Annotated in this window: 21 protein-coding genes, 1 tRNA gene and 1 pseudogene; 11 read left to right on the plus strand and 12 right to left on the minus strand. The window is 66.8% G+C overall.

Features of this window, described 5'->3' with window-relative positions; translation table 11 throughout:
• Positions 1-71: 71 nt before the first annotated feature.
• From msrA to ASE61_RS25665, 6 genes are all read right to left on the minus strand, one after another.
• Positions 72-584 carry a peptide-methionine (S)-S-oxide reductase MsrA gene (gene msrA / locus ASE61_RS25640; RefSeq protein ID WP_061971817.1) on the minus strand — a complete coding sequence of 171 codons (513 nt, stop codon included), beginning with the start codon at positions 582-584 and terminating at the stop codon, positions 72-74.
• A complete protein-coding gene (gene msrB, locus ASE61_RS25645; protein ID WP_061971819.1) occupies positions 584-1,030 on the minus strand; it encodes a peptide-methionine (R)-S-oxide reductase MsrB in 447 nt (148 codons plus the stop codon). Before msrB ends, msrA begins: the two co-directional genes overlap by 1 nt.
• A 173-nt stretch (positions 1,031-1,203) precedes the next feature.
• Entirely contained in the window at positions 1,204-2,019 is an 816-nt protein-coding gene (locus ASE61_RS25650) for an NAD-dependent epimerase/dehydratase family protein (protein WP_061971821.1), read from the minus strand.
• 141 nt (positions 2,020-2,160) lie between these two features.
• Positions 2,161-3,870 (minus strand): hydantoinase B/oxoprolinase family protein, encoded by a 1,710-nt coding sequence (locus ASE61_RS25655; RefSeq protein ID WP_200959692.1) that lies wholly within the window; start codon positions 3,868-3,870, stop codon positions 2,161-2,163.
• A complete protein-coding gene (locus ASE61_RS25660) occupies positions 3,863-5,989 on the minus strand; it encodes a hydantoinase/oxoprolinase family protein (protein ID WP_061971823.1) in 2,127 nt (708 codons plus the stop codon). Before ASE61_RS25660 ends, ASE61_RS25655 begins: the two co-directional genes overlap by 8 nt.
• 97 nt (positions 5,990-6,086) lie before the next feature.
• On the minus strand, positions 6,087-7,022 hold the full coding sequence (locus tag ASE61_RS25665; RefSeq protein WP_061971826.1) for a LysR family transcriptional regulator: 936 nt from the start codon (positions 7,020-7,022) through the stop codon (positions 6,087-6,089).
• A gap of 203 nt (positions 7,023-7,225) precedes the next feature.
• On the opposite strand from ASE61_RS25665, the gene ASE61_RS25670 reads away from it, so the two are divergent.
• Genes ASE61_RS25670 through ASE61_RS25680 form a run of 3 tightly spaced genes read left to right on the plus strand, consistent with a single transcriptional unit; the run spans position 7,226 to position 10,100 of the window.
• The gene (locus ASE61_RS25670; protein ID WP_061971828.1) at positions 7,226-8,212 is read left to right on the plus strand and encodes a TRAP transporter substrate-binding protein; all 987 of its coding nucleotides are present in this window, start codon (positions 7,226-7,228) and stop codon (positions 8,210-8,212) included.
• 52 nt (positions 8,213-8,264) lie between these two features.
• On the plus strand, positions 8,265-8,786 hold the full coding sequence (locus ASE61_RS25675) for a TRAP transporter small permease (protein WP_061971830.1): 522 nt from the start codon (positions 8,265-8,267) through the stop codon (positions 8,784-8,786).
• A 9-nt stretch (positions 8,787-8,795) separates the two neighbouring features.
• Positions 8,796-10,100 (plus strand): TRAP transporter large permease, encoded by a 1,305-nt coding sequence (locus tag ASE61_RS25680; RefSeq protein ID WP_061971832.1) that lies wholly within the window; start codon positions 8,796-8,798, stop codon positions 10,098-10,100.
• 305 nt (positions 10,101-10,405) lie between these two features.
• Here the strand turns inward: ASE61_RS25680 and ASE61_RS25685 are convergent.
• Positions 10,406-10,495, minus strand: a tRNA-Ser gene (locus ASE61_RS25685).
• A gap of 180 nt (positions 10,496-10,675) precedes the next feature.
• On the opposite strand from ASE61_RS25685, the gene ASE61_RS25690 reads away from it, so the two are divergent.
• The 6 genes and pseudogenes from ASE61_RS25690 to ASE61_RS25705 all read left to right on the plus strand — a co-directional run bounded on the left by ASE61_RS25690 (position 10,676) and on the right by ASE61_RS25705 (position 16,067).
• Positions 10,676-10,996 carry a hypothetical protein gene (locus tag ASE61_RS25690; protein ID WP_413813557.1) on the plus strand — a complete coding sequence of 107 codons (321 nt, stop codon included), beginning with the start codon at positions 10,676-10,678 and terminating at the stop codon, positions 10,994-10,996.
• A 93-nt stretch (positions 10,997-11,089) separates the two neighbouring features.
• Positions 11,090-11,173, plus strand: a pseudogene (locus tag ASE61_RS26745) (peptide-methionine (S)-S-oxide reductase); the annotation flags it as partial.
• Positions 11,174-11,288: 115 nt separating this feature from the next.
• Entirely contained in the window at positions 11,289-12,827 is a 1,539-nt protein-coding gene (locus ASE61_RS25695; RefSeq protein ID WP_061971836.1) for a YifB family Mg chelatase-like AAA ATPase, read from the plus strand.
• Positions 12,828-12,920: 93 nt separating this feature from the next.
• Entirely contained in the window at positions 12,921-15,014 is a 2,094-nt protein-coding gene (locus ASE61_RS25700; protein WP_061971838.1) for an ATP-binding protein, read from the plus strand.
• Positions 15,011-15,232, plus strand: coding sequence for a hypothetical protein (locus ASE61_RS27340; protein WP_244493030.1), 222 nt, complete (start codon positions 15,011-15,013; stop codon positions 15,230-15,232). Before ASE61_RS25700 ends, ASE61_RS27340 begins: the two co-directional genes overlap by 4 nt.
• A complete protein-coding gene (locus tag ASE61_RS25705; RefSeq protein WP_244493031.1) occupies positions 15,216-16,067 on the plus strand; it encodes a GNAT family N-acetyltransferase in 852 nt (283 codons plus the stop codon). The genes ASE61_RS27340 and ASE61_RS25705 overlap by 17 nt, the downstream gene beginning before the upstream one ends.
• Here ASE61_RS25705 and ASE61_RS25710 read toward each other — a convergent pair whose 3' ends face one another.
• From ASE61_RS25710 to ASE61_RS25720, 3 genes are read right to left on the minus strand one after another with little or no spacing between them, the layout of a single operon-like run.
• Complete coding sequence (locus ASE61_RS25710) at positions 16,068-16,934, minus strand: SDR family oxidoreductase (RefSeq protein WP_061971840.1); 867 nt, start codon at positions 16,932-16,934, stop codon at positions 16,068-16,070.
• Entirely contained in the window at positions 16,931-18,070 is a 1,140-nt protein-coding gene (queG, locus tag ASE61_RS25715; protein ID WP_274532904.1) for a tRNA epoxyqueuosine(34) reductase QueG, read from the minus strand. Before queG ends, ASE61_RS25710 begins: the two co-directional genes overlap by 4 nt.
• Positions 18,067-18,759 carry a glutathione S-transferase family protein gene (locus ASE61_RS25720; protein ID WP_061971842.1) on the minus strand — a complete coding sequence of 231 codons (693 nt, stop codon included), beginning with the start codon at positions 18,757-18,759 and terminating at the stop codon, positions 18,067-18,069. The genes queG and ASE61_RS25720 overlap by 4 nt, the downstream gene beginning before the upstream one ends.
• 257 nt (positions 18,760-19,016) lie before the next feature.
• Between ASE61_RS25720 and ASE61_RS25725 the strand changes: the two genes are divergently transcribed.
• Positions 19,017-19,814: an undecaprenyl-diphosphate phosphatase gene (locus tag ASE61_RS25725; RefSeq protein WP_061971844.1), complete on the plus strand. Its 798-nt coding sequence runs from the start codon at positions 19,017-19,019 to the stop codon at positions 19,812-19,814.
• 10 nt (positions 19,815-19,824) lie between these two features.
• On the opposite strand, the gene ASE61_RS25730 is transcribed toward ASE61_RS25725, so the two are convergent.
• Together ASE61_RS25730 and ASE61_RS25735 are read right to left on the minus strand one after the other, a co-directional pair.
• Positions 19,825-21,555 carry an MFS transporter gene (locus ASE61_RS25730; protein WP_082617758.1) on the minus strand — a complete coding sequence of 577 codons (1,731 nt, stop codon included), beginning with the start codon at positions 21,553-21,555 and terminating at the stop codon, positions 19,825-19,827.
• A gap of 79 nt (positions 21,556-21,634) precedes the next feature.
• A complete protein-coding gene (locus ASE61_RS25735; RefSeq protein ID WP_061971846.1) occupies positions 21,635-22,543 on the minus strand; it encodes a sulfite oxidase heme-binding subunit YedZ in 909 nt (302 codons plus the stop codon).
• Between the two features lie 98 nt (positions 22,544-22,641).
• Between ASE61_RS25735 and ASE61_RS25740 the strand changes: the two genes are divergently transcribed.
• Positions 22,642-23,256 carry an HAD family hydrolase gene (locus ASE61_RS25740; RefSeq protein ID WP_061971848.1) on the plus strand — a complete coding sequence of 205 codons (615 nt, stop codon included), beginning with the start codon at positions 22,642-22,644 and terminating at the stop codon, positions 23,254-23,256.
• Positions 23,257-23,265 lie beyond the last annotated feature (9 nt).

Consider the following 23,265-nt stretch of genomic DNA (forward strand, 5'->3'; position numbering starts at 1 on the left):
GATGGCGCGATCGACCAACAGGCTCTCCGCGCCGAGCCGAAACCGGTTGGACGCGAAGAGCCCTGGATTTGTCAGGCTGCGGCACCTGTCCTGCGCGGCAACACCCAGTCCGGGCGGATGAAATGGCAGGTATAACCGTGCGGAATGCGTTCGAGGTAGTCCTGATGCTCGGGCTCCGCCTCCCAGAAATCACCGACCGGCTCGACTTCGGTGACGACCTTGCCCGGCCACAGCCCCGACGCCTCGACATCCGCGATCGTATCGAGCGCAACAGCCTTCTGCTCATCGCCGCTGAAATAGATCGCCGAGCGGTAGCTTGTGCCGCGGTCGTTGCCCTGGCGGTTGAGGGTGGTCGGATCGTGGATCTGGAAGAAGAATTCGAGCAATCGGCGATAGCTGGTCTGCGAGGGGTCGAAGGTGATCTCGATCGCCTCGGCATGGGTGCCGTGATGGCGGTAGGTCGCATTCGGCACGTCACCGCCGGAGTAACCGACCCGGGTCGAAACCACGCCGGGCAGCTTGCGGATGAGATCCTGCATGCCCCAGAAGCAGCCCCCGGCGAGAACAGCGCGTTCGGTCGTCATCAGATATCCTCCACCTGGTCGAGATAGTCTCTGTAACCCTGCTCGATCATCTCGTCGCGTGGCACGAAGCGCAGCGAGGCCGAGTTGATGCAGTAACGCAGGCCACCGCGATCGCGGGGGCCGTCCGGGAAAACATGGCCGAGATGGCTGTCGCCATGGGTCGAACGCACTTCCGTACGGACCATGCCGTGGCTGTCGTCGCCCAGCTCATTCACGTTCGCCGGTTCGATCGGCTTGGTGAAGCTCGGCCATCCGCAGCTCGACTCATATTTGTCTGACGATGCGAACAGCGGCTCACCCGAGACGATGTCGACATAGATGCCGGGTTCCTTGTTGTCGAGAAGTGCCCCGGTTCCAGGGCGCTCGGTCCCATTCTGCTGGGTGACCCGATATTCCTCGGGCGACAGCCTGGCGATCGCAGCTTCTGTCTTCCTGTAGGCTGACATGGATCTCTCCTTCGAACTCAGGCCCAAGAAATGGGTATTCGTTCCGAAGCTGTCCAATGCACCGCGCCTATAATTTCGATGCTGTCACCGGCGCACCCGCGCAGTTCATGACCACGCATAACGCCCGAGCAGCAATCGAAGCTGCCCTGCGGCGGCTTGACGGGGGATGGCCTTCAGCCTTTCGCTTCGTCATCCGGATGCGGCATTTCGCAGAACTTGCCGCCGAGATAGCGTCCCGCGGGCGATAGCGGGTCGAGTGCCGGGGAGCTGGCTTCGACCTTGGCCCGGAACGGCTCCGAGTTGTCCTGCGGGTGATAGCCGAGATGGCCGGCACCGCTATTGTCCACCGCCTTCACCGCGTTGTCGGAGGTGCCGAAGGCGATCGTGTGCCCGACGAAGGGCGCGCTCAGCGCCGCCGTGACGAGGCGCACGCAATCGGCGAAGGACAGATAGGACCAGAGCATCCGGCGATCGGCCGGCTCCGGGAAGGACGAGAAGATGCGCAGGCACGCCGTCTCGATGCCGTGCTTGTCCCAGTAGAGCCGGCTGAGGCTCTCCACGAAGGTCTTGCCGACGCCATAGAGGCAGTCGGGCCGCACCGGCGCATCGACGGGGATATGCGCGCCGATCTCGTGGAAGCCGATCGCGTGGACGGACGAGGCGTAGACGATGCGCTTGATCCCGTGTTTCCGCGCGCCCTCATAGATGTGATAGGAGCCGCGGATACTGGAATCGAGGATCACCTGCCACTCACGTTCGGTCGGCGCGCCGCCGAAATGGACGATGGCATCGCATCCTTCGGTCGCGGCGATTGTCGCTTCCATATCGGCGAGGTCGAAGATCGCCTCCTCCTCGTGGGCGGCAAGCGGGCCGAGTGGCTCGCGATCGGCAAGGCGGATCACCCCGGCGAGCGGAGCAAGGCCGGCGCGAAGCTGCGAGCCGAGACGCCCGGCCGCGCCGGTGATCAGGATGCGGTTGTAATGCGGCATGCTATCCTCGCGTCTGGCGGCCTCGTCGTGCCAGTGCGGCTATGTTCGGGCCATCCCGGTCGAAGGCCGCAGTGAGGCATCGACGGGCGATCGCTGACAAGCCGCAGCACTGCGCAGGCCGCCATGCCGCTGCCTCTGCCGCTAACGGGGCAACTCGCCGCGCCGGGACGCGGCCAGCACATCGGCCACCCGCTCCTCGGACAGGCCATAATCGGCGCGGGCCGCCTCCGCCGAGACATAGCCCAGGGCGAGGTCGCGCTCCACGCTGCTTGCGGGCCGCTCGGCGGATGCGCCATAGCCCGCGCCCCCCGGGAAGGCCATGACAACCTTGCGGCCATGCGGCACGAACTGCTTGCCCTTGCCCTTCATCGCCGTGCCGTCGTCGAGCGCGATGGTGGTCGGCGCCCCGCCGCCGCCGCCGCGCCGGCCGCGGGCGGGATGGTGGACCCGGTCGAACATCGCCTGGATGTCGAACTCGTAGCCCTCCCAGGCGCCGACCTCCATATGCTGCCCGAGGCCGCCGCGATGCTGGCCCTTGCCGCCGGAATCGGGCCGGAGCTCCTTGCGCCAGACGATCACCGGGCCGACCTGCTCGGTCGCCTCGACCGGCATCGTCATCACGCCGGAAGGGAAGGCGGTGGCGTTCATGCCGTCGAGCGCCGGCCGGGCACCGGAGCCGCCCGAATTGAAGGTCAGGACCTCGGCGCGCACGGGATCGGCGGGCCAGGGGCCGTCGCTGCGCGGCCGGAGCGAGACCTGGAAGTTGCAGAGGCTCCCGGCGCCCTCGGCCGGGACGAGGCCGGGCAGGAGCTTGTCGAGCGCGTCGTAGATCGTGTCCGGCACCATATGGCCGATGATGTGGCGCAGGGCCACCGGCGCCGGCCAGACGGCGTTGACGATGGTGTGCTCCGGCGCCGTAATGCGGAATGGCTCCAGCGAGGCGGCGTTGTTCGGGATTTCCGGCGCGATGGCGCATTTCAGCGCGTAGCAGGTATAGGCCTTCGTATAGACCAGCGGCACGTTGATGCCGTTCTTGTCGACGCCGGAGGTGCCGGCCCAGTCGCAGAGCACGCCGTCCGGCTCGATCGAGATCTTCACCTTGAGGTCGATCGGCCGGCTGTAGCCGTCGATCCGCATATGGCCCTCGGCCTGCCCACGCGGCAGCGCGGCGATCTTGTCGAGCGTCGCCTGGCGCGAATTGGTCAGGATGAAATCGGAGATGCCGGCGAGGTCGGCGAGCCTGAACTCGACCATCATGTCGACCAGCCGGCGATGGCCGATCTCGTTGCAGGTCGCGAGCGCATAGATGTCGCCGACGAGTTGGTCGGGCTCGCGGACATTGCCGCGGATGATCGTGACCAGCGTCTCGTTGACCGTGCCGCGGTCGACGAACTTCATGATCGGGATATGCAGGCCTTCCTCGTAGACCGAGTTGGCGTCGGCACCGAAGCCGCGCCCGCCGATATCGACGATATGGGCGGTGCAGGCGAAGAAGCCGACATGGCGGCCCTGGTGGAAGGACGGGCTGACGACCGTGATATCGTGCAGGTGGCCGGTGCCCTCCCAGGGGTTGTTGGTGATGTAGACATCACCCTCGGCGATGCTCTCGCGCCCGATCCGGCGGATGAAATGGGCAACGGCATCGGCCATGGCATTGACGTGGCCGGGCGTGCCGGTCACCGCCTGCGCCAGCATCTCGCCTTTCTCGTTGTAGACGCCAGCGGAAAGGTCTCCCGCCTCGCGCACCGAGGTCGAGAAGGAGGTGCGGATCAGCGCCTGGGCCTGTTCCTCGACGACCGAGATCAGGCGGTTCCACATGACCTGATAGGCGACCTTGGAGATCTCAGACATGGGCGGGCTCCTTCCGCGCGGCGACGGCAGCGGCGGGTGCGGCTTCGGCAAGGCGGATGTCGATGCAGCCGTCGTTCAGCGTGACGGCGAAGCGGCTCGACGGCAGGATGATGGTGGTCTCGTCCTCGGTGACGATGCCGGGGCCGCTGATCCGGCTGCCGGCGGGCAGGGCGGTGCGGCTATGGGCTTCAGCCTCGACGCGGCGGCCGAGCCCGGCATCGAAGACGGAGCGGCTGCCCTCAGCCGGGGCTTCGCGCATCTGCGAGACCGGAGCGACCGGAGCAACCGCCTCCTGCGGCGTATGCGCGTTGACCGACCAGACGGTGATCTCGGCCGCGAGACCCTTCACCGTGCGCCCGAAAAGATTGGCGTATTCGTGCTCGAAGCGCTGGAGGATGACCGCCGGATCGGCGGCGCGAGCCTCTTCCGGCGTCAGGATCACCGGGATTTCCCAGCCCTGGCCGGCATAGCGCATGTAGATCTTGTACTCGGCCTGGATCGCGCCGGCCCAGCCGCAGGAGCGCACCACCCGCGTCGCTTCCTCTTCCATCTCGTCGAAGAGTTTGGTGACGCGCGCCGTGTCGAACTGGGCGAGCCGCATGAACAGCGTGCGGTTGGCCTCGAAGCTGAACGGTGCTCGCAGGAAACCGATGGCCGAGCCGACGCCGGCGCCGGGCGGCACGAGGCAGCGCGCAATCCCGAGCTTCTCGCAGAGCCGGCCGGCATGCAGCGGGGCGGCGCCGCCGAAGGCGATCATCGTGTATTCCGAGAGGTCCTCGCCGTTCTCGACGGCATGGACGCGGGCGGCGTTGGCCATGTTCTCGTCGACGACCTCGGCGACACCCCAGGCGCTTTCCTGGGCGTCCATGCCCAGCCTGCCGCCGATCTCCGACGTCAGCGCCGCAGCCGACTGGTCGGCGAAGAGGGGGATCGTGCCGGCTGCAAAGTTGTCAGGATCGATCTTGCCGAGGATGACGTCGGCATCGGTCACGGCCGGGCGTTTGCCGCCGCGGCCGTAGCAGGCCGGGCCGGGCTCGGAGCCTGCGCTTTCCGGCCCGACGCGGATCTGGTTCATCGAGTCGACATGGGCGAGGCTGCCGCCGCCGGCCCCGATCTCGACCATGTCGATCACCGGAATCGAGATCGGCATGCCCGAGCCCTTCTTGAAGCGATAGGTCCGGGCGACCTCGAAGACGCGGGCGGTTTTCGGCGTATAGTTCTTGATCAGGCAGATCTTGGCGGTGGTGCCGCCCATGTCGAAGGAGAGCACCTTTTTCAGTCCGTGCCGCGCCGCGATGTCGGCTGCGAAGACGGCGCCGCCAGCCGGGCCGGATTCGACGAGGCGCACCGGGAATTCCGATGCGCTCTCCAGCGAGATGATGCCGCCGCCCGAATGCATCAGGAAGATCGGGCAGGAAGCGCCCTCGGCTGCCAGTCGCCCCTTGAGCCGGACGAGATAGCTTTTCATCAGCGGCTTGATGAAAGCGTTGGCGATCGTCGTGTTGAAGCGCTCGTATTCCCGCATCTGCGGCGAGACTTCCGAGGAGAGCGAAACCATCGCGCCCGGCAGGCGCTCAGTGAGCACCTCCTGGATCAGGCGCTCATGCGCGTCGTTCACATAGGAATGCAGCAGGCCGACCGCCACGCTCTCGTAGCCGGCTTCGCGCAATTCATCGACGAGGGTCTCGACAGCGGCGCGATCAAGCGGGATCAGGACGTTGCCGCGCGCATCCATGCGCTCCTTGACCGTGTAGCGGCGGTTGCGCGGCAGCAGCGGTTCCGGCAGCGTCAGGTTGAGGTCGTATTGCTCGAAGCGGCTCTCGGTGCGCATCTCGATGACGTCGCGAAAGCCTTCGGTGGTGATGAGCGCGGTCTTGGCGCCGCGCCGCTCGATCAGCGCATTGGTCGCCAGCGTCGTGCCATGGATGATCTGCCCGATCGCCGAGGCCGCGATGCCGGCCTTCTCGCAGACACGGTGCATGCCTTCGATGATCGCATCCTCAGGGGCAGTATACGTGGTCAGAACCTTGGTCGAGAACCGCTGTCCGCCCTGCTCGAGCACGACATCCGTGAAGGTTCCCCCGATATCGACGCCCAGTCGGGCCCCGAGAATGGACATGGCTTACGCGCCTCCGTTGTCTGATGAGGCGAGGATGGAATGCGGCATCGATGTCGTCGAATTATTATTATCTATGATATTTGATAAAGAGGCTTTATCAGTTGGATCCACGCTCGGCGTGTTCGGCGGGCCGCCGGGCGTCGCCCTGACGATGCCGCGCGGCCCGCTCGCTGGCGAGTTCGGCCGCCCGCTTGAGCAGAAAACTGGCAGGAGTATGGGCATATGAGGCCGTGAAGATCAAAGCGCTCGGCTTCCATTCATAGGGGAACTCCACAAGCTCTCCGGTGTCGAGAAGCTTCTCCACCAGCGTCCGCGACATCGGCGCGATCCCGAGGCCGTCGATGGTCATCTGCAGGCTGGCCGCGAGGCTGCTCGACGGCACGATCCGGACCGGCCTCTCCCAGTTGTCGCGGAAATGCGCCGAGAGCTCGACGAAATGGCGCGTGTTGCGCGCATGGGTCAGGATCGTGTGCGAGGCCATCGTCGCCAGTTCGGAGCCGGTGAGCCCAAGCTGCGGCGAGGCCACCCAGAGATAGGGCACGGAGCCGAGATCGACATTGGTGATGTTGAAGTTCGAGATCGGGCCGTTCAGAAGGCACAGGTCGAGCGACCGCGACACCAGCTCCTCGCGCAGGTTGATCGTCAGGTCGACCCGGAGTTCGACATCGACATTCGGAAAGACCTGCCTGAGGTCGAGCAGATAGTCGCGGAGCCAGGTCTGGGCGATGAGCTCGGCGACGCCGAGCCTGAGGATGCCGATCTGCTGGTCGGAGCGGATCGATTGCTGCGAGAACTCCTCCGAGGCCTGCAGCACCCGCTCGGCTTGGCCGAGCAGCGAATGGCCGATCGGCGTCAGCGCGACCGAGCCGGAATCGCGGTGGAACAGCCTGACGCCAAGCACGGATTCGAGCTGCGATATACGCACGGAAATGTTCGGCTGGGTCGTGTTCAGGCGCTCGGCCGTCGCCCGGAAACTGCCGAGCTTGGCCACCCAGACGAAACTTTCGAGCTGCTTCAGCGTCCAGTTCGGCATCGCTTATTTCCGGCAAAGCCGCGCGAGCAGATAATGGCGGCATATCATCGATAAAGAAAATGCATCGCGAAAACAGCAAAATTCAATTGGCTGCTATCGGCGGAACGCGGTGGACTATCGTTAGCCGTCGATCGGGCTTCGGCACGGCTCCGGCTCCAAACGCGCATGGATGTCTCCACAGCGCGACAAGAACGAGGGGAACCATGAACCGCAGAGCTTTGATCGCCTCCGCCGCCCTTGCCCTGAGCATCGGGCTCGCCGTTCCCGCCAGCGCCCAGACGAGCTGGACCATGGCCTCGGGCTATCCGGAGAGCAGCTTCTTCACCCAGAACATCCGGGAGATGATCAAGGAGATCGAGGAGAAGAGCGGCGGCAAGCTCAAGATCGACCTGCGCTCGAACGACAGCCTGATCAAGCTCGACGCGGTCAAGCGCGCTGTCCAGTCCGGCCAGATCCAGATCGGCGAGATCCGCCTCGGCGTCTACGGCAACGAGGCGGCGATGTACAATCTCGACAACATCCCCGGCGTCGCCACGACCTATGACCAGGCGACCAAGCTGACGGATGCCCAGCGCCCGTTCTTCGAGGCGATGTTCAAGAAGAGCGGCCTGCGCGCCATCACCTATGTCGCCTGGCCGGGGCAGGGCTTCTATACCAAGGCCGAGCTCAAGGGGCTGGCGGACCTGAAGGGCCAGAAGCTGCGCATCTATTCGAAGCAGACGCAGATCATGGGCGAAAAGCTTGGCATGGAAGCGCTGATCCTGCCCTTCGCCGAAGTGCCCCAGGCCTTCTCGACCGGCATGATCCAGTCGCTCTGGACCAGCGCCCAGACCGGCACCGACGTCCAGATCTGGGATTACATCAAGCACTTCACCTATACCGGCACGATGCACAACAAGAACGCGATCCTGGTCAACGAGCGCGCCTTCCGCCAGCTCGACGCCGCGACGCAGAAGGTGGTGCTGGAGGCCGGCGAGGCTGCGACCAAGCGCGGCTGGGAACTCTCCAAGAAGGCCGGCGAGGAACGCGAAGGCGTGCTGAAGAGCCATGGCGTGACGATCGCCCAGTCTCCGAAGGACATCCTCGACGCCATCGAGGCGGCCGGAAAGGGCATGGTCACCGACTGGCTGGGCACCGCCACGGCCGAGGAGAAGGCCGTCTATGAAAACTACCAGAAGAGCCTGAAGTAACCGGCTTCCGCGCGCCACTCTTTCAATCAAATCATGGCCAGTGGGGTGACCGGTGATACGCGGAATTCTCGACAGGTTCTATGAAGCGTGCGGCTACATCGCCGCCGCCTTCATGGTCGGCATCGGGCTGGCCATCGTCACCCAGATCGTGGGGCGCATGCGCGGCGTCACCGTCGACGCGACCGAAGCGGCGGGCCTGTGCCTGGCGGCCTCGACCTTCTTCGGCCTCGCCCATACCTTCCGGCGCGGCGGCCATGTGCGGATCAACCTGATCGTCGACCGCCTGCCGCAAGGCTGGCGGCACGGCGTCGAGATCTTCAACTGCCTGCTCGGCACGGTGGTGGTCTCGTTCCTCGCCTGGCATGTCGCATCGCTGGCGCTGCAATCGCGCGAGTTCAACGATGTCAGCCCCGGCCTGCTGGCGATGCCGTTCTGGATTCCGCAGACCGGCGTCGCCATCGGCATCGCCGCCCTGGCGATCGCCTTCATCGACGAGCTGATCTGGCTCCTCGCCGGCGGCAAGCCGCGCTACGAGGCGCCCGACGAAGTCGAGCTCGACAGGCCGGTGGCATAGGGGCCGATCATGGACACGACCGTTCTCGCCTCGCTGGTCCTCGCCAGCTCGCTCCTCCTGCTGCTCGCCAGCGGCGTCTGGGTCGCACTCTCGCTCCTCACCGTCGGCATGGTGATGATGGGGCTCTTCACCACCGCGCCGATGGGTTCGCTGATCGCGTCCACGCTCTGGGATTCGAGCTGGGGCTGGGCGCTGACCTCGCTGCCGCTCTTCATCTGGATGGGCGAGATCCTGTTCCGCTCGAAGCTCTCGGCCGACATGTTCCAGGGGCTCGCGCCCTGGGTCTCGCGGCTGCCGGGCCGGCTGCTCCATGTCAACGTGCTCGGCTGCGGCATCATGGCGGCGGTCGCCGGCTCATCGGCTGTGACCTGCGCCACGATCGGCCGGATCAGCGTGCCCGAGCTGGAGAAGCGCGGCTATCCGCTCAACATGACGATCGGAACGCTCGCGGGCTCCGGCACGCTCGGCCTGCTGATCCCGCCCTCGATCATCATGATCGTCTACGGCGTAACGGCAGAGGTCTCGATCGCGCGGCTCTTCATCGCCGGCGTCCTGCCCGGCATCCTGCTGATGGCGCTGTTCATGGGCTACACGGCAATCTGGAGCCTGCTCAACCCGGACAAGATGCCGCCGGCCGAGCCGCCGGTGCCGTTCCTGGAGAAGATCTACCGCTCGCGGCGCCTGATCCCGGTGGCGTTGCTGATCGCCTCTGTCGTCGGCTCGATCTATGGCGGCATCGCCACCCCCACGGAGGCCGCGACCATCGGTGTGATCGGGGCGCTGATCCTGGCGGCGGTCGGCGGCGGGCTGACGCGTGCGAGCTTCATGGACGGCTTGATGGCAGCCATGCGGACCTCCTGCATGATCTCCTTCATCATCGCCTGCGCCGCCTGCCTGACGATCGCCGTCGCCTTCGTCGACATTCCCCGCTCGCTCGCGGGCTGGGTCGACGCGATGCATCTGTCGCCCTACGCGCTGCTGGCGGTGCTGGCCGTGTTCATGCTGATCCTCGGCTGCTTCCTCGAGGGCATCTCGATCATCGTGCTGACCTCGTCGGTGATGCTGCCGATGGTGCAGGCGGCCGGCATCGACCTGCTCTGGTTCGGCATCTTCGTGGTGATCCTGATCGAGGCGGCGCAGATCACCCCGCCCGTCGGCTTCAACCTGTTCGTGCTGCAGAGCATCACCGGCAAGGACATCCTTGCCGTGACGAAGGCGGCGATCCCCTATTTCTTCGTGCTGATGCTGCTGCTGGTCCTGATCACGGCGTTCCCGCAGATCGTCACCATCCTGCCGAAGATGATGACGGGATAAATCCGGGGCAAATGCGATGATCCGCTCCTGGCCGCCCACGGCGGCCAGCTTCAGGGATAACGCAAGCTGACGGCTGACATCCGAATGGCGGCAAGAGCGGACGTCGCGCGCCGGAACCGTCGGCGTCAGCTTGTGGCGAAGTCCCAGGGTCGGCTTCCGGTGCAAAGCCGAATTGCGCCTTCTCGAAGGATGGTTCCTAACCGGAACGCTTTCGAACGCCAATGATAGTCGGGCAATTGCTGGGGGCAGCACGACACTGAGCTATCGATGCCGTCATCGAAACATATGCTGAGTGTCGAAATGCATGGCGGACAGGGCGGGATTCGAACCCGCGATACGGTTTCCCGTATACACACTTTCCAGGCGTGCGCCTTCAACCACTCGGCCACCTGTCCGGCGCGCTGCTTATGACTGCCGGCCCGTGATCTTTCAAGGGCCGAGATGCAGGGTTTTGCACAATCCCGGTAAATCGCGGGTCATCGGTTGCGATCTGCGGCCAGCATGGTCACATCTGGGCACCGAAGCGGTGCGCCGGCCGGACGTTTTGCGGCGTGGATTGCGATAGGGAGCGGATGGTGAGGTTTCTTCTCCGGTTGATCGGCTATGTGTTCGTCGCGGCCGGCTTCGTCGCGCTGGTGATCGACGGTGCCCGCTCGATCGCGAATGCCGGATTGCGCTTCATGCCGGTCAGCGAGGCCCTGATCGCTCTCGTTCAGGAGCGCTACCAGCTGATCCAGCCGGCGATCGAGCGCAACATTCACCCCTGGCTCTGGGACCCGCTGCTGTTGACGGTGTTGCGGGCGCCGGCGGCGGTCGTCGCCCTCCTGCTCGGCTTCGCGCTGCTCTGGCTCGGACGGCGCCCGGAGGCGGCCATCGGCATCGTCACGCGTCGGTGATGGCGCCCCTTGCGCCCAGGCCCCCGTGATAGCGAGAGACGCAGGCTTTAAGCGTCGAGCTCGAACGAAACGGAACGAATGACGTTCTCCCTGCGCTATCGGGCGAAGAACCCGGCCGGCTATTGCGGCCTGGGCGGTACCGGCGTGGCCTGCCAGATCGGCCTCGGCGTAGCCTGACGACAAGGGGAGGCAACGCCTCCCTTCTTTTCGATCTGCTGAGTTCCTGATATGTTCTTGCGTTGCCGCCAAAGCTTCGCTAGCCTTCCCAAGCGGTAAGGGAGCGGGGCGCAAGATGGTGGCGCGAGTCGCGACGGTGGCGTTCGAGGGCATCGAGGCGCGCGCCGTCGACGTTCAGGTCCAGGTCGCGCCGGGCGGCGTCGCCTTCGTGCTGGTCGGGCTGCCCGACAAGGCCGTTGCCGAAAGCCGCGAGCGGGTCCGCGCCGCGCTCCTCGCCTCGGGGCTTGCGCTGCCGGCCAAGCGCGTCACCGTCAATCTCGCCCCGGCCGACCTGCCCAAGGAGGGCAGCCACTACGATCTGCCGATCGCGCTCGCCGTCATGGCCGCGATCGGAGCGATCCCCGCCGATGCCCTCTCCGGCTATGTGGTCCTCGGCGAGCTCGCACTCGACGGCTCGACTACCCCTGTTGCGGGCGTCCTGCCGGCCGCGATCGCAGCTTATGCCAAGGGGCAGGGGCTGATCTGCCCGGCGGCTTCGGGGCCGGAGGCGGCCTGGGCTGCTGCCGATATCGACATCCTGGCGCCGCGTTCGCTGATCCAGCTCGCCAATCATTTCAAGGGCACGCAGGTCATGGCCCGGCCCGAACCCGCGGTCGCGCGCCAGGCTGGCCCTCTGCCTGACCTCGCCGACGTCAAGGGCCAGGAAAGCGCAAGGCGCGTGCTCGAGATCGCGGCGGCGGGCGGGCATAATCTCCTGATGAACGGCCCCCCCGGCGCCGGCAAGTCGATGCTGGCGAGCCGCCTGCCCTCGATCCTGCCGCCGCTCTCGCCGCGCGAGCTGCTCGAGGTCTCGATGGTTCTGTCCGTTGCCGGCAAGCTCGCCGACGGTGCCCTGACCGACCGGCGGCCCTTCCGGGCTCCGCACCATTCGGCCTCGATGGCCGCGCTCGTCGGCGGTGGCTTGCAGGCCCGGCCGGGGGAAGTCTCGCTCGCCCATCACGGCGTGCTCTTCCTCGATGAACTGCCGGAATTCCAGCCGCAGGCGCTCGATGCCCTGCGCCAGCCGATGGAGACCGGCGACGTCCTGATCTCCCGCGCCAACCACCGCGTCGTCTACCCCGCGCGCTTCCAGCTCGTCGCCGCGATGAACCCGTGCCGCTGCGGCCGGGCGACCGAGCCCGGCTTCGCCTGCCGGCGCCAGCCGAACGACCGCTGCATGGCCCAATATCAGGCGCGGGTCTCCGGCCCGCTGCTCGACCGGATCGATATCGCGATCGATGTGCCCGCGGTGACGGCGGCAGATCTCATTCGCCCTGCCGCAGGCGAGAGCTCGGCGACGGTCGCGGCGCGCGTCGGAGCGGCCCGCCGGCTTCAGGCGGTACGGTTCGAGAGCCTCGGTTTCGGTCACGTCATGACCAATGCCGCCTGTCCCGTGCCGGTGATCGAGGAGGTCGCGCGGCCGGACAATGCCGGGCTCGCGCTGCTGCGGGATGCGGCGGAGGCGCTGCGATTGACCGCGCGCGCCTATCATCGCGTGCTGAAGGTCGCCCGCACCCTCGCCGATCTCGATGAGGAGGCGAAGGTCGGCCGGCGTCACCTGGCCGAAGCCTTGTCCTACCGGGCGCGCGGGGAGGACCTCGTTCAAGCCGCCTGAGGTGGCAGGGTTAACCGATCCTCTCACTCGACCGATCGAATTCGCACTATTCGCAGGCGGCTTTTTCAAGGCGTGCTGCGTAGATCGAAGGGCATGGCTTCTTCGATCTGGTCATGGTTCGCCCTTGCCTTCGCGGCTTTGCTTCTCCCGGCTGCGGGGGCCGTGCTGTGGCTGCTGCGCCAGCGCGGTGACCTCCGCCGGCAGGTGGCCTCGCTCGCCCATGATGCCGAAGCTCTCAACGACCGGCTCTGGACTCTCGCCGATAGCGAGGAACGCTATCGCAGCCTGATCGAAGCCCAGGGCGACCTGATCGTCCGACGCGACGGCGCGCGGATCGTCTATGCCAACCGGGCCTACGCCGCCCTGTTCGGGGCCGGGGAGCAGGATCTCGTCGGCAGCCGGATGCTGCTGCCGCAGCTCGCCAGTCGCCCGCTCGTGCTGCTGGAAGGCGGCGCCCGCAGCTTCGACGAATGCCTCGCGACCTATGAAGGCGAGCGCTGGATCTCCTGGATCGAGACCGTCGTTCCCGGGCCCGACGGGCGTACGCTGATCCAGCGCGTCGGCCGCGACATCTCGGCGCGCATCGCCGGCGAGGATGCGCTGGTCGAGGCTCGGGCCCGCGCCGAGGCGGCGAACGAGGCGAAATCACGCTTCCTGGCGACCGTCAGCCACGAATTCCGCACGCCGCTCAACGGCATTCTCGGCATGGCCGATCTCCTCACCGATACCGGTCCCGATGCCGAGCAGGCGACCTATGTGGCCGCGCTGCGCACCTCCGGCGAGGCCTTGCTCGCGCTGGTCGACGACATCCTCGATTTCGCCAAGGTCGAGGCCGGCAAGCTCGAACTGGTCGAGGAACCCTTCGATCCGGCCCAGCTCGTCGAGACCGTCGCGGAATTGATGGCGCCGCGCGCGCAGGCCAAAGGCATCGAGCTCGCAGCCCATATCGCGCCCGACCTCCCGGCAAGGCTTGTCGGCGATCGCGACCGGTTGCGCCAGGTCCTGCTGAACCTCGTCGGCAATGCCGTGAAGTTCACGGAAGCCGGAGGCGTGGGCTTGAGCATGGCCTGCACCGATGATCGCCTGGAGATCGCCGTTGCCGATACCGGGCCGGGCATTCCGGCCGACCGGCTCGATACCATCTTCGGTGAGTTCGAGCAGCTCGACCCTGGCATCGACGCCCGGCAGACGGGCACCGGCCTCGGCCTCGCGATCGTTCGCCGCCTCGCGCGCCTGATGGGTGGCGAGGTGCGGGCCGAAAGTCGATTGGGCGAGGGCGCGACCTTCCGTGTCACCCTGCCGCTGGTCGCGGCAATCGATGCGCCGGAGGCACGGATTCCACACTGGCCGGGGCAGCATGTCCTGCTGGTCTCGCCGGCTCCCTTCGCCGCGCGCTTCCTGGCCGAGACGATCCGGACGACCGGAGCGTCGATCTCCATCGCCGGCACGGCCGAGGCTGCGCGGGTGAAGCTCGCCGGGGACATCCCGGTCACGGCGGTGCTGGTCGACCATGCACTCGGCGATGAGCCGGCCAAGCAGCTCGCGGCGGCGGTTGCGGCGGCCGGCATTCGGGATTGCCTGATCCTGCTCTCGCCCCATGCACGCCGGCAGTTCGGATCGCCGCAGGCGGCGGGTTTCTCCGGCTTCCTGATCAAGCCGGTGCGGACACGCTCCCTCTATGAGCGCCTGGGCACCGGGCTTCCGCCCGGGGCGGCCGCGATCGGCGAGGCTCCGGCGCCGGCGTCGATGCCCACGCGCCAGCCGGGCACGGGGCTGACGGTGCTGGTCGCCGAAGACAACGAGATCAATGCCCTGCTCGCGACGCGCACCTTGGAGCGTTTCGGTTGCACAGCCATCTGGGCGCGTGACGGGGGCGAGGCGTTGAAGCGGGTCGAGGCTAGCTTTGCCGGCACGGCGCCGCCATTGGCGCTTGCCTTGCTCGATGTCCGGATGCCGGTGATGACCGGGCTCGATTGCGCCCGTGCCATCCGCGCCCTGGAAAGGCGGCTCGGCCGTGCCGCGACGCTGCCGCTGGTGGCGGTCACCGCCAATGTCTCGGCGGCCGACCGGGCCGCGGCCTTTGCCGCCGGGATGGATGATTGCCTGGCGAAACCACTGGAGCGCGAGGCCCTGCTGCGCTGGCTGGAGCGCCTGTCGCAGAACGCGGCCGGCAGCCTGACGGCTTGACGACCGTCATCGCTCCGACGCAGTTTCGTCGCGAAGTTGTAAGATCATCGGAGCAAGCCTACCTCATGCCGGTAGCGGCAGGAGATGAGAAAAGCGATGGCACTGCACGTTTCTGGAAGCAAGAACGCGCTGCCTGGCCGGTCGTCAGCCGGCAATCCATTCTCGCGATTCGCGCCGTTGATGCTGATGAGGGGCGGATCCATGCGCCGCGCCGGTGACGGGATCGGCGAGACGCCGCTGCTGTCGGGCACGCTCGGCCGGCTCGGCTCGCTCGAGGTTCGGCTGGCGCGCGGCCCGCGCGAGATCTGGCGGGCGCAGCGCCTGCGCTACCGGGTCTTCTATCAGGAGATGTCGGCCAAGCCCGATGTTGTCTCCCGCATGTTCCGCCGCGATGCCGATCGTTTCGACAAGGCCTGCGACCATCTTCTCGTCATCGATCATGCGGCGCGCGGCCGCTTCGGCGGCATCAAGCCCAAGGTGGTCGGCACCTACCGTTTGATGCGCCAGAGCGCGGCCGAGCGGCTTGGCGGATTCTATACGCAGGGCGAATTCGATCTCGGCCCGATGCTGGCGCGCCATCCCGGCCAGCGCTTCCTCGAGCTCGGCCGCTCCTGCGTCCTGAAGCCCTATCGCACCAAGCGGACGGTGGAGCTGCTCTGGGCCGGTATCTGGGCCTATCTCCAGCATCACCGCATCGATGCGATGTTCGGCTGCGCTTCCTTCGACGGCACCGATCCCGATGCGCTGGCGCTGCCGCTGAGCTTCCTGCACCATCAGGCCCGCTCGGAAGGCGACTGGGCCGCGATCGCGCATGCCGAGCATTTCGTCGGCATGGATCGCCTGCCGCCGGAGATGGTCGACGCCAAGCTCGCCCTCAAGCAGCTGCCGCCCCTGATCAAGGGTTATCTGCGCATCGGTGCCCGCTTCGGCACCGGCGCCGTGATCGACCACCAGTTCGGCACGACCGACGTGCTCGTCGTGCTGCCGGTCTCGGCGATCGACAAGCGTTATGCCGACTATTACGGCGGCGAGACGCCGCGCCGCGCCGCCTGACTATTCGCCGGCTTCGGCGAGGGTGCGCAGCGCTTCGCGATAGGTCGGGTAGCGGAAGGCATAGCCCAGTTCCCGCTTCACCAGCGCATTCGAGACGCGCTTGCTCTCGCCATAGAAGCTCGCCGCCATCGGCGAGAGTTTTGCCTGCTCGAACGGGATTTCGGGCGGTGACTCAAGGCCTGTCAGCTCGGCCGCGAAGGTGATGACGTCCTGCGGCGGGCCGGGCTCGTCGTCGGTGACGTTGTAGATCGCGCCCTGGCGCGGCTGCGCCAGCGAGGCCATCAGCACCTCGGCAATGTCGTCGACATGGATGCGGTTGAACACCTGCCCGGGCTTGATCAAGCGTGTCGCCTTGCCCTCGCGCAGCTTGACGATGGCGTTGCGGCCCGGCCCGTAGATCCCCGACAGGCGGAAGATCTGCACCGGCTTGCCGCTGTCGCGTCCAAGCTGCAGCCAGGCCTCCTCGATCGCGACGCGCTGGCGCGTGCGGGCATTGGTCGGCGCCGGCGGCGTGGCTTCGTCGATCCATTCGCCGCCCTGGTCGCCATAGACGCCGATCGTCGAGAGATAGCCGATCCAGCCCAGTTTTGGCGCGGCGGCGAGAGTTTCGCGCAAGGGGCCGAGCGCCGGGTCGCCATCCTCCGCCGGCTGCACCGAGACCAGCACGGCATCGGCCTCGGCTACCGCCTTGGCGAGCGCCGACGAGACCGCGAAGCCGCCGAAGACCAGCGTCCGGATGCCCTCGCGGCTGAGCTCGGCCGCCCTCTCGGCGGAGCGGACGGTGCCCGTCACCTCCCAGCCCCGCGCCAGCGCGGTGCGCGCGAAGAACCCGGCGGAATAGCCGAGGCCGAGGATCAGAATATTCATGCGGCGTCTTCCGTCTGAGGCATGAGTGCGTACCATTCGGCGCGCACCTGCGGATCGGTCTCGTCTCGGAGCCCAGCCACGGCGAGCGTTCTCGCACGCTCGGTGTCCAGCCGTCCCAGCGCCCAGACAGCCATGGCGCGGACCAGCGGCGAGGGATCGGCGAGATGAGGCAGGGCGCTCTCGATCAGCTCAGGCCGGCCACTGTTGCCGATCGCGATCAGCACATTCCGCAGGAAGCGGTCTCGGCCGGTGCGCTTCACCGGCGTGCCCGCGAAGAGCGTGCGGAAGGCGGGATCGTCGAGGCGGGCAAGCGCGGCGAGGTCGAGCCCGTCGAGCTCGTCCTTGAGCGCGAGCCGCGTTTCCTGCGCCGCCGCGGCGAACTTGTTCCAGGGGCAGACGGCGAGGCAGTCGTCGCAGCCGAAGACGCGATTGCCGATGCCGGGCCGCAAGGCGGCGTCGATATGGCCTGCATGTTCGATGGTGAGATAGGCGATGCAGCGGCGGGCATCGAGCTGGTAGGGCGCCGGAAAGGCATCGGTCGGGCAGATGTCGAGGCAGCGCCGGCAGGAGCCGCAATGGTCGCGTTCGGCCGGATCGGCCGGCAGTTCGGCGGTGGTGTAGATCGCGCCTAGCAGGAGCCAGGAGCCATGCTCGCGCGAGACCAGCACGGTGTGCTTGCCCTGCCAGCCGAGTCCAGCCGCCTGCGCCAGCGGCTTTTCCATGACAGGGGCGGTATCGACGAAGACCTTGACGTCGGCGCCGCCGCGCGCCGCGAGCAGCCCCGCGACGCTCTTCAGCTTGCCCTTGATGACGTCGTGATAGTCGCGCCGTCTCGCATAGAGCGAGATCGCCGCCTTGTCGGGATGGGCGAGCATGGCGAGCGGGTCGCCCTCGCCGGCATAGTTCATGCCGAGCATGACGACGGAGCGGACCTCACCCCAGAGCTGACGCGGATCGGCGCGCTGCGCCTGGCGCTCCGCCATCCAACCCATCTCGCCCTGGTAGCCATTGGCGAGCCAGGCTTCGAGGCGTTCCGGCGCCTGCGGGATCGCATCGGCGCCGGCGACGCGCATTACGGCAAAGCCTTCGGCGAGCGCCCGCGCCTCAACCGCGCGCTTGAGCTTCTCTGCGTTCAAAAATCCAGATTGTCGTAATGGGCGCTCGGAGCCATGCCGGGTATGCGGTCGCTCAGCAGCGGCCGGAAGCTCGGTCTCGACTTGATCCTCGCATACCATGCGCGAGCCGCCTCATCCTCTTCCCAGGGCACGTCGCCGAGATAGTCGACGCAGGACAGATGCGCCGCTGCCGCGAGATCGGCATAGCTCATCTGGGCGCCCGCGAGCCAGTTCCTCTTGGCCAGCAGCCAGGAGATATAGCGCAGATGATAGCGCACATTGGCGCGCGCCGCGCGGATCGTGCTCATATCGGGCGAGCCGCCGCCATCGTCGCGGCTCATGAAGCGCTTCATCACCTTTTCCAGCACGAGCGGGCCGGTGATTTCCTCGTGGAACTTGAGGTTGAACCAGTCGAGCAGGCGGCGCACCTCGATGCGCTCGCCCGGCCCTTCAGGCAGCAGGCGGCGGTCGCCCAGCGCCAGGCCCCGCGTCTCGTCGAGATATTCCGCGATCGGCCCGGCGCCGGGAACGGTGAGGCCATTCTGCTCCTGGAAGACGGGCGTCGTGCCCGCGGTATTGAGCTCGATGAACTCCCGTCGGCGCTCCCAGACGCGTTCCTCGACCAGCTCGGCCTCCATGCCGAACTCGCTGAGCGCGAGGCGGATGAAACGCGAATGCGGGCATAGCGGGTAATGATACAGGGTCGCCATGGCACTCATGAGCACTGTGAAGCAGGTGAAATGCGACGGAAGCAGGGCCGCCGGGCTTGCAGCGACCCGATAGGCGACGGCGGCTTGCTATAATCACGCCGGAAAACCGCCACAACCCACGGCGATGCCGAAGCCCGCAATTTGCCGGCGCTGCTTCGCGAAGTGGTAACCAATTTGCAAAGAGCTGGGCGTAAGCCGGCGGAAGGCTGGTGCAGGCGAACGTCCGCGCCGCCTGATTCGCGCGAGGAAAGCCTTCCATGCACAACCTGATCGAAGCCTTCGTTCTCGGCATCGTCGAGGGCCTGACCGAGTTCCTGCCGGTCTCCTCGACCGGGCATCTGCTCCTGATCGGCCATTTCCTCGGCTTCGAATCCAACGGCAAGACCTTCGAGGTACTGGTCCAGCTCGGTGCGATCCTGGCGATCACGCTGGTCTATTTCCGCCGCCTGCTCGATATCGCCTTGCGCATTCCCAGCGACCCCTCGGCCCGCCGCTTCGTCATCGGCGTGCTCATCGCCTTCCTGCCGGCGGCGGTGATCGGTGCATTGCTGCACGGCTTCATCAAGGGAGTGCTGTTCAACCCCTTCATCGTCTGCTGCACGCTGATCGCCGGCGGCCTGATCCTGCTCGTCGTCGACGAGCTGGAATTGCAGGAGAAGCACACCGACGCCACCACCTTCCCGCTGCCGATGTATTTCAAGATCGGCCTGATCCAGTGCCTGGCGATGGTGCCCGGCGTCTCGCGTTCGGGCTCGACCATCGTCGGTGCGATGCTGCTCGGCGCCAGCAAGCGCGCGGCGGCCGAGTTTTCCTTCTTCCTGGCGATGCCGACCATGGCCGGCGCCTTCGCCTATGACCTGCTCAAGAGCTACAAGTTCCTGACCTTCGACGACGGCGTCATGATCGGCGTCGGCTTCGTCGCCGCCTTCATCTCGGCGCTGGTCGTGGTGCGCAGCTTCCTCGATTTCGTCTCGAAGCGCGGCTTCGCGCCCTTCGCCTGGTGGCGGATCATCGTCGGCATGGTCGGCCTCGCCGGCCTCTGGATCGTCGGCTGAGACCTGTCGTTTAAGCCGGCCGCGCCGGGTCGTTGAGCGAGTCCGCCAGCGTCGGCGTCCGGCTCGCCGCAAATTGCGGCAGCGAGGCCGTCTGCCGCTCGATCATGCGGTGGACCACCGGCGGGTTCGGGCCGCTATGCAGCGCGCGGACCTGCTCGCCGATCTCGGCATCGGCCTGGGTGACGCGCTGGTTCTGCCGGACATATTCGACCCAGGTCGGACTGTCATAGCGCTCGATCCACAGCGTCGGATCGGTCAGGTCGCGCAGCAGGGTCCAGTGCCTTGCGCCATCGCGGCGCCGGATGCGCCGGCGCTCCGCCATCGTGGTCAGGAAGGCGACGACGTCCTCGGGCTTGATGATGTATTCGATGGTGACGATGACCGGGCCGGAGCGCGGCTCGATATCGACCGCGACCTTGGGCTCGCGCCAGCGGCTGAGCGGGTCGAGATTGAGCTCCTCGAGCGGCGGCAGCCGGTAGCGCAGGCCGAGCGCCGCTCCGATCAGAAGGGTGGCCGCCGACATCAGCAGGGCCTTCTCGACGCCGAAATGCAGCGCCGAGCGGCCCCAGGCCCAGCTGCCCATCGCCATCCCGCCGAAGGTCGCCATCTGGTACATCGCCAGCGCCCGGCCGACGACCCAGCGCGGCGCCGAGAGCTGCACCGTGGCGTTGAAGGTCGAGAGCGCCAGAACCCAGCACGCGCCGCAGACGCACAGGCCCGCCATCGCCAGCCAGATCGTCTTGCTGAAGGCGATCAGCGTGACGCCGCAGGCATAGGCGACGAAGGTCGAGCGGACGAGCGCTTCCGTGCTCATCGACCGCCGCAGGCGTGCGCTCATGAAGGCGCCGGCCACCGCGCCGGCACCGAAGGCGCCGAGCAGCACGCCATAGGTCAGCGGGCCGCCGCGCACGAGATCGCGCGCGATCAATGGCAGCAGCGCCAGACCGACGATGGCGCCGAAGCCGTAGACGAAGGCGCGCAGCGTGACGGTCCGGATATTCGGGGACATCGCGACATAGCGGATGCCGGCGCTCATCGCGATGAACAACGTCTCGCGCGGTAGCAGGCGCTCGACCTTCGGCGGCGACCAGCGCGCCAGCACGATCAAGAGCGGGATATAGCTGAAGGCGTTGATGATGAAGGCGGCCACCGCACCGGCAGCCGCAACGATCGCGCCGCCGATCGCGGGACCTACGCTGCGGGCGATGTTGAAGGCGACGCTGTTGAGCGTCACCGCGGCCGGCACGTCGCGGCGCGGGACCATGTCGCCGACCGAGGATTGCCAGGCCGGATTGTTCAGCGCCGTCCCGCAGCCGATCAGGAAGGTGAAGGTCAGCAGCAGCCAGGGCGTGATCAGGCCGAACCAGGCGCAGACCGCGAGCCCGATCGAGACCGTCAGCATGAAGACCTGCGCGGTCAGCAGGATCTTGCGTCGGTCGTAATTGTCGGCGATGGCCCCGGCCGCCAGCGAGAACAGCATCACCGGCAAGGTCGTCGAGGCCTGGACCAGCGCCACGAGCTCGGCCGAGGGCGAGATCGAGGCCATCATCCACGACGCCCCGACCGCCTGGACCAGGCCGCCGAAATTCGAGACCAGGCTGGCGAACCAGACGGCGCGGAAGATCGGCTGCTGCAGCGGGACGAAGGGCGAGACCCGCGCCTGGGTAGGCTTGATGCCCTCCGAGGCGAGCTCGGCTTCTACGACATCGGCCGTGGGCTGGGCGTGCGGGTCGTCAGGCATGTCACAGGGTTAGAGCATGAGTGCTGGAGGGGGAAACCCTTTCCATCTGGAAGATGTCGAAACTTGGAAAGTTTTTCTCTCACGCCGCCGGAGCGGGCGCGCTCTGACGAGCCTGCCGCGGCGGGCGGGCTTTTCGAGCACGCAAGCCATGGCCGAGGGCTACCGCGAGGCCCGCGAGCACGACCCAATGCGCCGGCCGGATCGAGGCATAGTCCTGATAGGTCAGGATGTCGGCATTGGCCTGGAAGACCAGCCAGGCCGAGACCCCGGAGGTCGCCGCATACCAGCCTGCTTCCAGCCCGGCAGTGAGCAGCCCCGCGAGCAGTGACACGCCTGCGAGTACCGGCACCGAGACCGGCAGCTTCCAGCGATACAGGCCGCGATAGAGCATCAGCAGCAGGAACAACCCGCTCATCAGCACGGGTTCGGTTACGTCGATCTTCGATTGCAGCGCGAAATGCAGCAGCGCCAGCATTGCGATGGGGTAGACGAGGTTGTGCAGGCGCTGCCAGTTCTTGCCGAGCCGGCGGATCATGCCGTCGGTCGAGGTCACGCCCTGCGCGACGAGGCCGATGAGCGCGACGAAGCCGATGGTCAGGTAGAAGCGCTTGACGATCTCGGAGACGATCAGCCCCCAGTCGAAGGCCATGTCGATGCAGTAGAGCGCGAGATGGCCGAGCGCATAGGCCATCACGCCAAGGCCGAGCATACGACGGATGCCGATCAGCTTGCCCCAGTCGAACAGGCGCCGGAACGGCGAGACCGCCAGCGTGGCGATGAGGATCCTGACCGTCCAGGTCCCGATCTGGTGGATCGCCTGCGTCCAGGGCTTGGAGCCGAGCTGGTGCATCCAGGCGGCGTAGAGCAGCATGAGTGCCGGCACGAGGAGCAGCGCGAAGGCCGCAGCCCTCAAGGCCGAGAACCGGCCCTGCCTGTCGGTCCAGGGCAGCCAGGTTCGTAAGGCGGTATTCGTGGTGCGGGTGCTCATGACCCCGGCATAAACGATGGGGTCGGCTGCTGTCCTGCACGTCTGGACACAAGCGCGTGAATGGTTTGTCCTGCCGGCCCTTTCAACCGGGTTTGGCCATGGCTTCCAGCACTCCCACCGTCGTCTTCGATGTCGGCAATGTCCTGCTGCGCTGGGATGCGCGGCTGATCTACCGCTCGCTGATCCCCGAGACCGAGCGGCTCGACTGGTTCATGCAGAACATCTGCACCGGCGACTGGAATCTGGAGCAGGATCGCGGCCGCTCCTGGGAGGAGGGCGTGGCGCTGCTGGTCGCGCGGCATCCGGAATGGGAGCGTGAGATCCGCGCTTTCGACGAGAGCTGGCATGACAGCGTGCCCCATACCATCGCCGACAGCGTCGCGGTGCTGGAGGAGCTCAAAGGGCAGGGCGAGAAGGTCTATGCCATCACCAACTTCTCGCGCGAGAAATGGGCGGAATGCCTGATCCGCTTCCCGTTCCTGCAGAGTTTCGACGGCGTCGTCGTCTCCGCCCATGAGCGGATGCTGAAGCCGGAGCGGGCGATCTACGAGGTGCTGCTCGATCGCTATGGCCTGAAGGCCGCGGACTGCATCTTCGTCGACGACAGCGAGAAGAACGTGGTGGGGGCCCGCGATATCGGCATGCGGGCCATCCATTTCGTCGAGCCCATCGACCTGCGCGCCGAGTTGCGCGGTCTGGGCGTCAGGCTCTGACGGGCAGAG

Origin of the sequence: Allobosea sp. Root670 (assembly GCF_001429415.1) — a bacterium.
In the GTDB taxonomy this organism is placed as follows: Bacteria; Pseudomonadota; Alphaproteobacteria; order Rhizobiales; family Beijerinckiaceae; genus Allobosea; species Allobosea robiniae.

Bases quoted from the DNA above. Each gene is read 5' to 3' on its own strand.
- msrA (WP_061971817.1), bottom strand. From the start codon at position 584: ATGACGACCGAACGCGCTGTTCTCGCCGGGGGCTGCTTCTGGGGCATG.
- msrB (WP_061971819.1), bottom strand. From the start codon at position 1,030: ATGTCAGCCTACAGGAAGACAGAAGCTGCGATCGCCAGGCTGTCGCCC.
- ASE61_RS25650 (WP_061971821.1), bottom strand. From the start codon at position 2,019: ATGCCGCATTACAACCGCATCCTGATCACCGGCGCGGCCGGGCGTCTC.
- ASE61_RS25655 (WP_200959692.1), bottom strand. From the start codon at position 3,870: ATGTCTGAGATCTCCAAGGTCGCCTATCAGGTCATGTGGAACCGCCTG.
- ASE61_RS25660 (WP_061971823.1), bottom strand. From the start codon at position 5,989: ATGTCCATTCTCGGGGCCCGACTGGGCGTCGATATCGGGGGAACCTTC.
- ASE61_RS25665 (WP_061971826.1), bottom strand. From the start codon at position 7,022: ATGCCGAACTGGACGCTGAAGCAGCTCGAAAGTTTCGTCTGGGTGGCC.
- ASE61_RS25670 (WP_061971828.1), top strand. From the start codon at position 7,226: ATGAACCGCAGAGCTTTGATCGCCTCCGCCGCCCTTGCCCTGAGCATC.
- ASE61_RS25680 (WP_061971832.1), top strand. From the start codon at position 8,796: ATGGACACGACCGTTCTCGCCTCGCTGGTCCTCGCCAGCTCGCTCCTC.
- ASE61_RS25695 (WP_061971836.1), top strand. From the start codon at position 11,289: ATGGTGGCGCGAGTCGCGACGGTGGCGTTCGAGGGCATCGAGGCGCGC.
- ASE61_RS25700 (WP_061971838.1), top strand. From the start codon at position 12,921: ATGGCTTCTTCGATCTGGTCATGGTTCGCCCTTGCCTTCGCGGCTTTG.
- ASE61_RS25705 (WP_244493031.1), top strand. From the start codon at position 15,216: ATGCGCCGCGCCGGTGACGGGATCGGCGAGACGCCGCTGCTGTCGGGC.
- ASE61_RS25710 (WP_061971840.1), bottom strand. From the start codon at position 16,934: ATGAATATTCTGATCCTCGGCCTCGGCTATTCCGCCGGGTTCTTCGCG.
- ASE61_RS25720 (WP_061971842.1), bottom strand. From the start codon at position 18,759: ATGGCGACCCTGTATCATTACCCGCTATGCCCGCATTCGCGTTTCATC.
- ASE61_RS25725 (WP_061971844.1), top strand. From the start codon at position 19,017: ATGCACAACCTGATCGAAGCCTTCGTTCTCGGCATCGTCGAGGGCCTG.
- ASE61_RS25730 (WP_082617758.1), bottom strand. From the start codon at position 21,555: ATGCCTGACGACCCGCACGCCCAGCCCACGGCCGATGTCGTAGAAGCC.
- ASE61_RS25735 (WP_061971846.1), bottom strand. From the start codon at position 22,543: ATGAGCACCCGCACCACGAATACCGCCTTACGAACCTGGCTGCCCTGG.
- ASE61_RS25740 (WP_061971848.1), top strand. From the start codon at position 22,642: ATGGCTTCCAGCACTCCCACCGTCGTCTTCGATGTCGGCAATGTCCTG.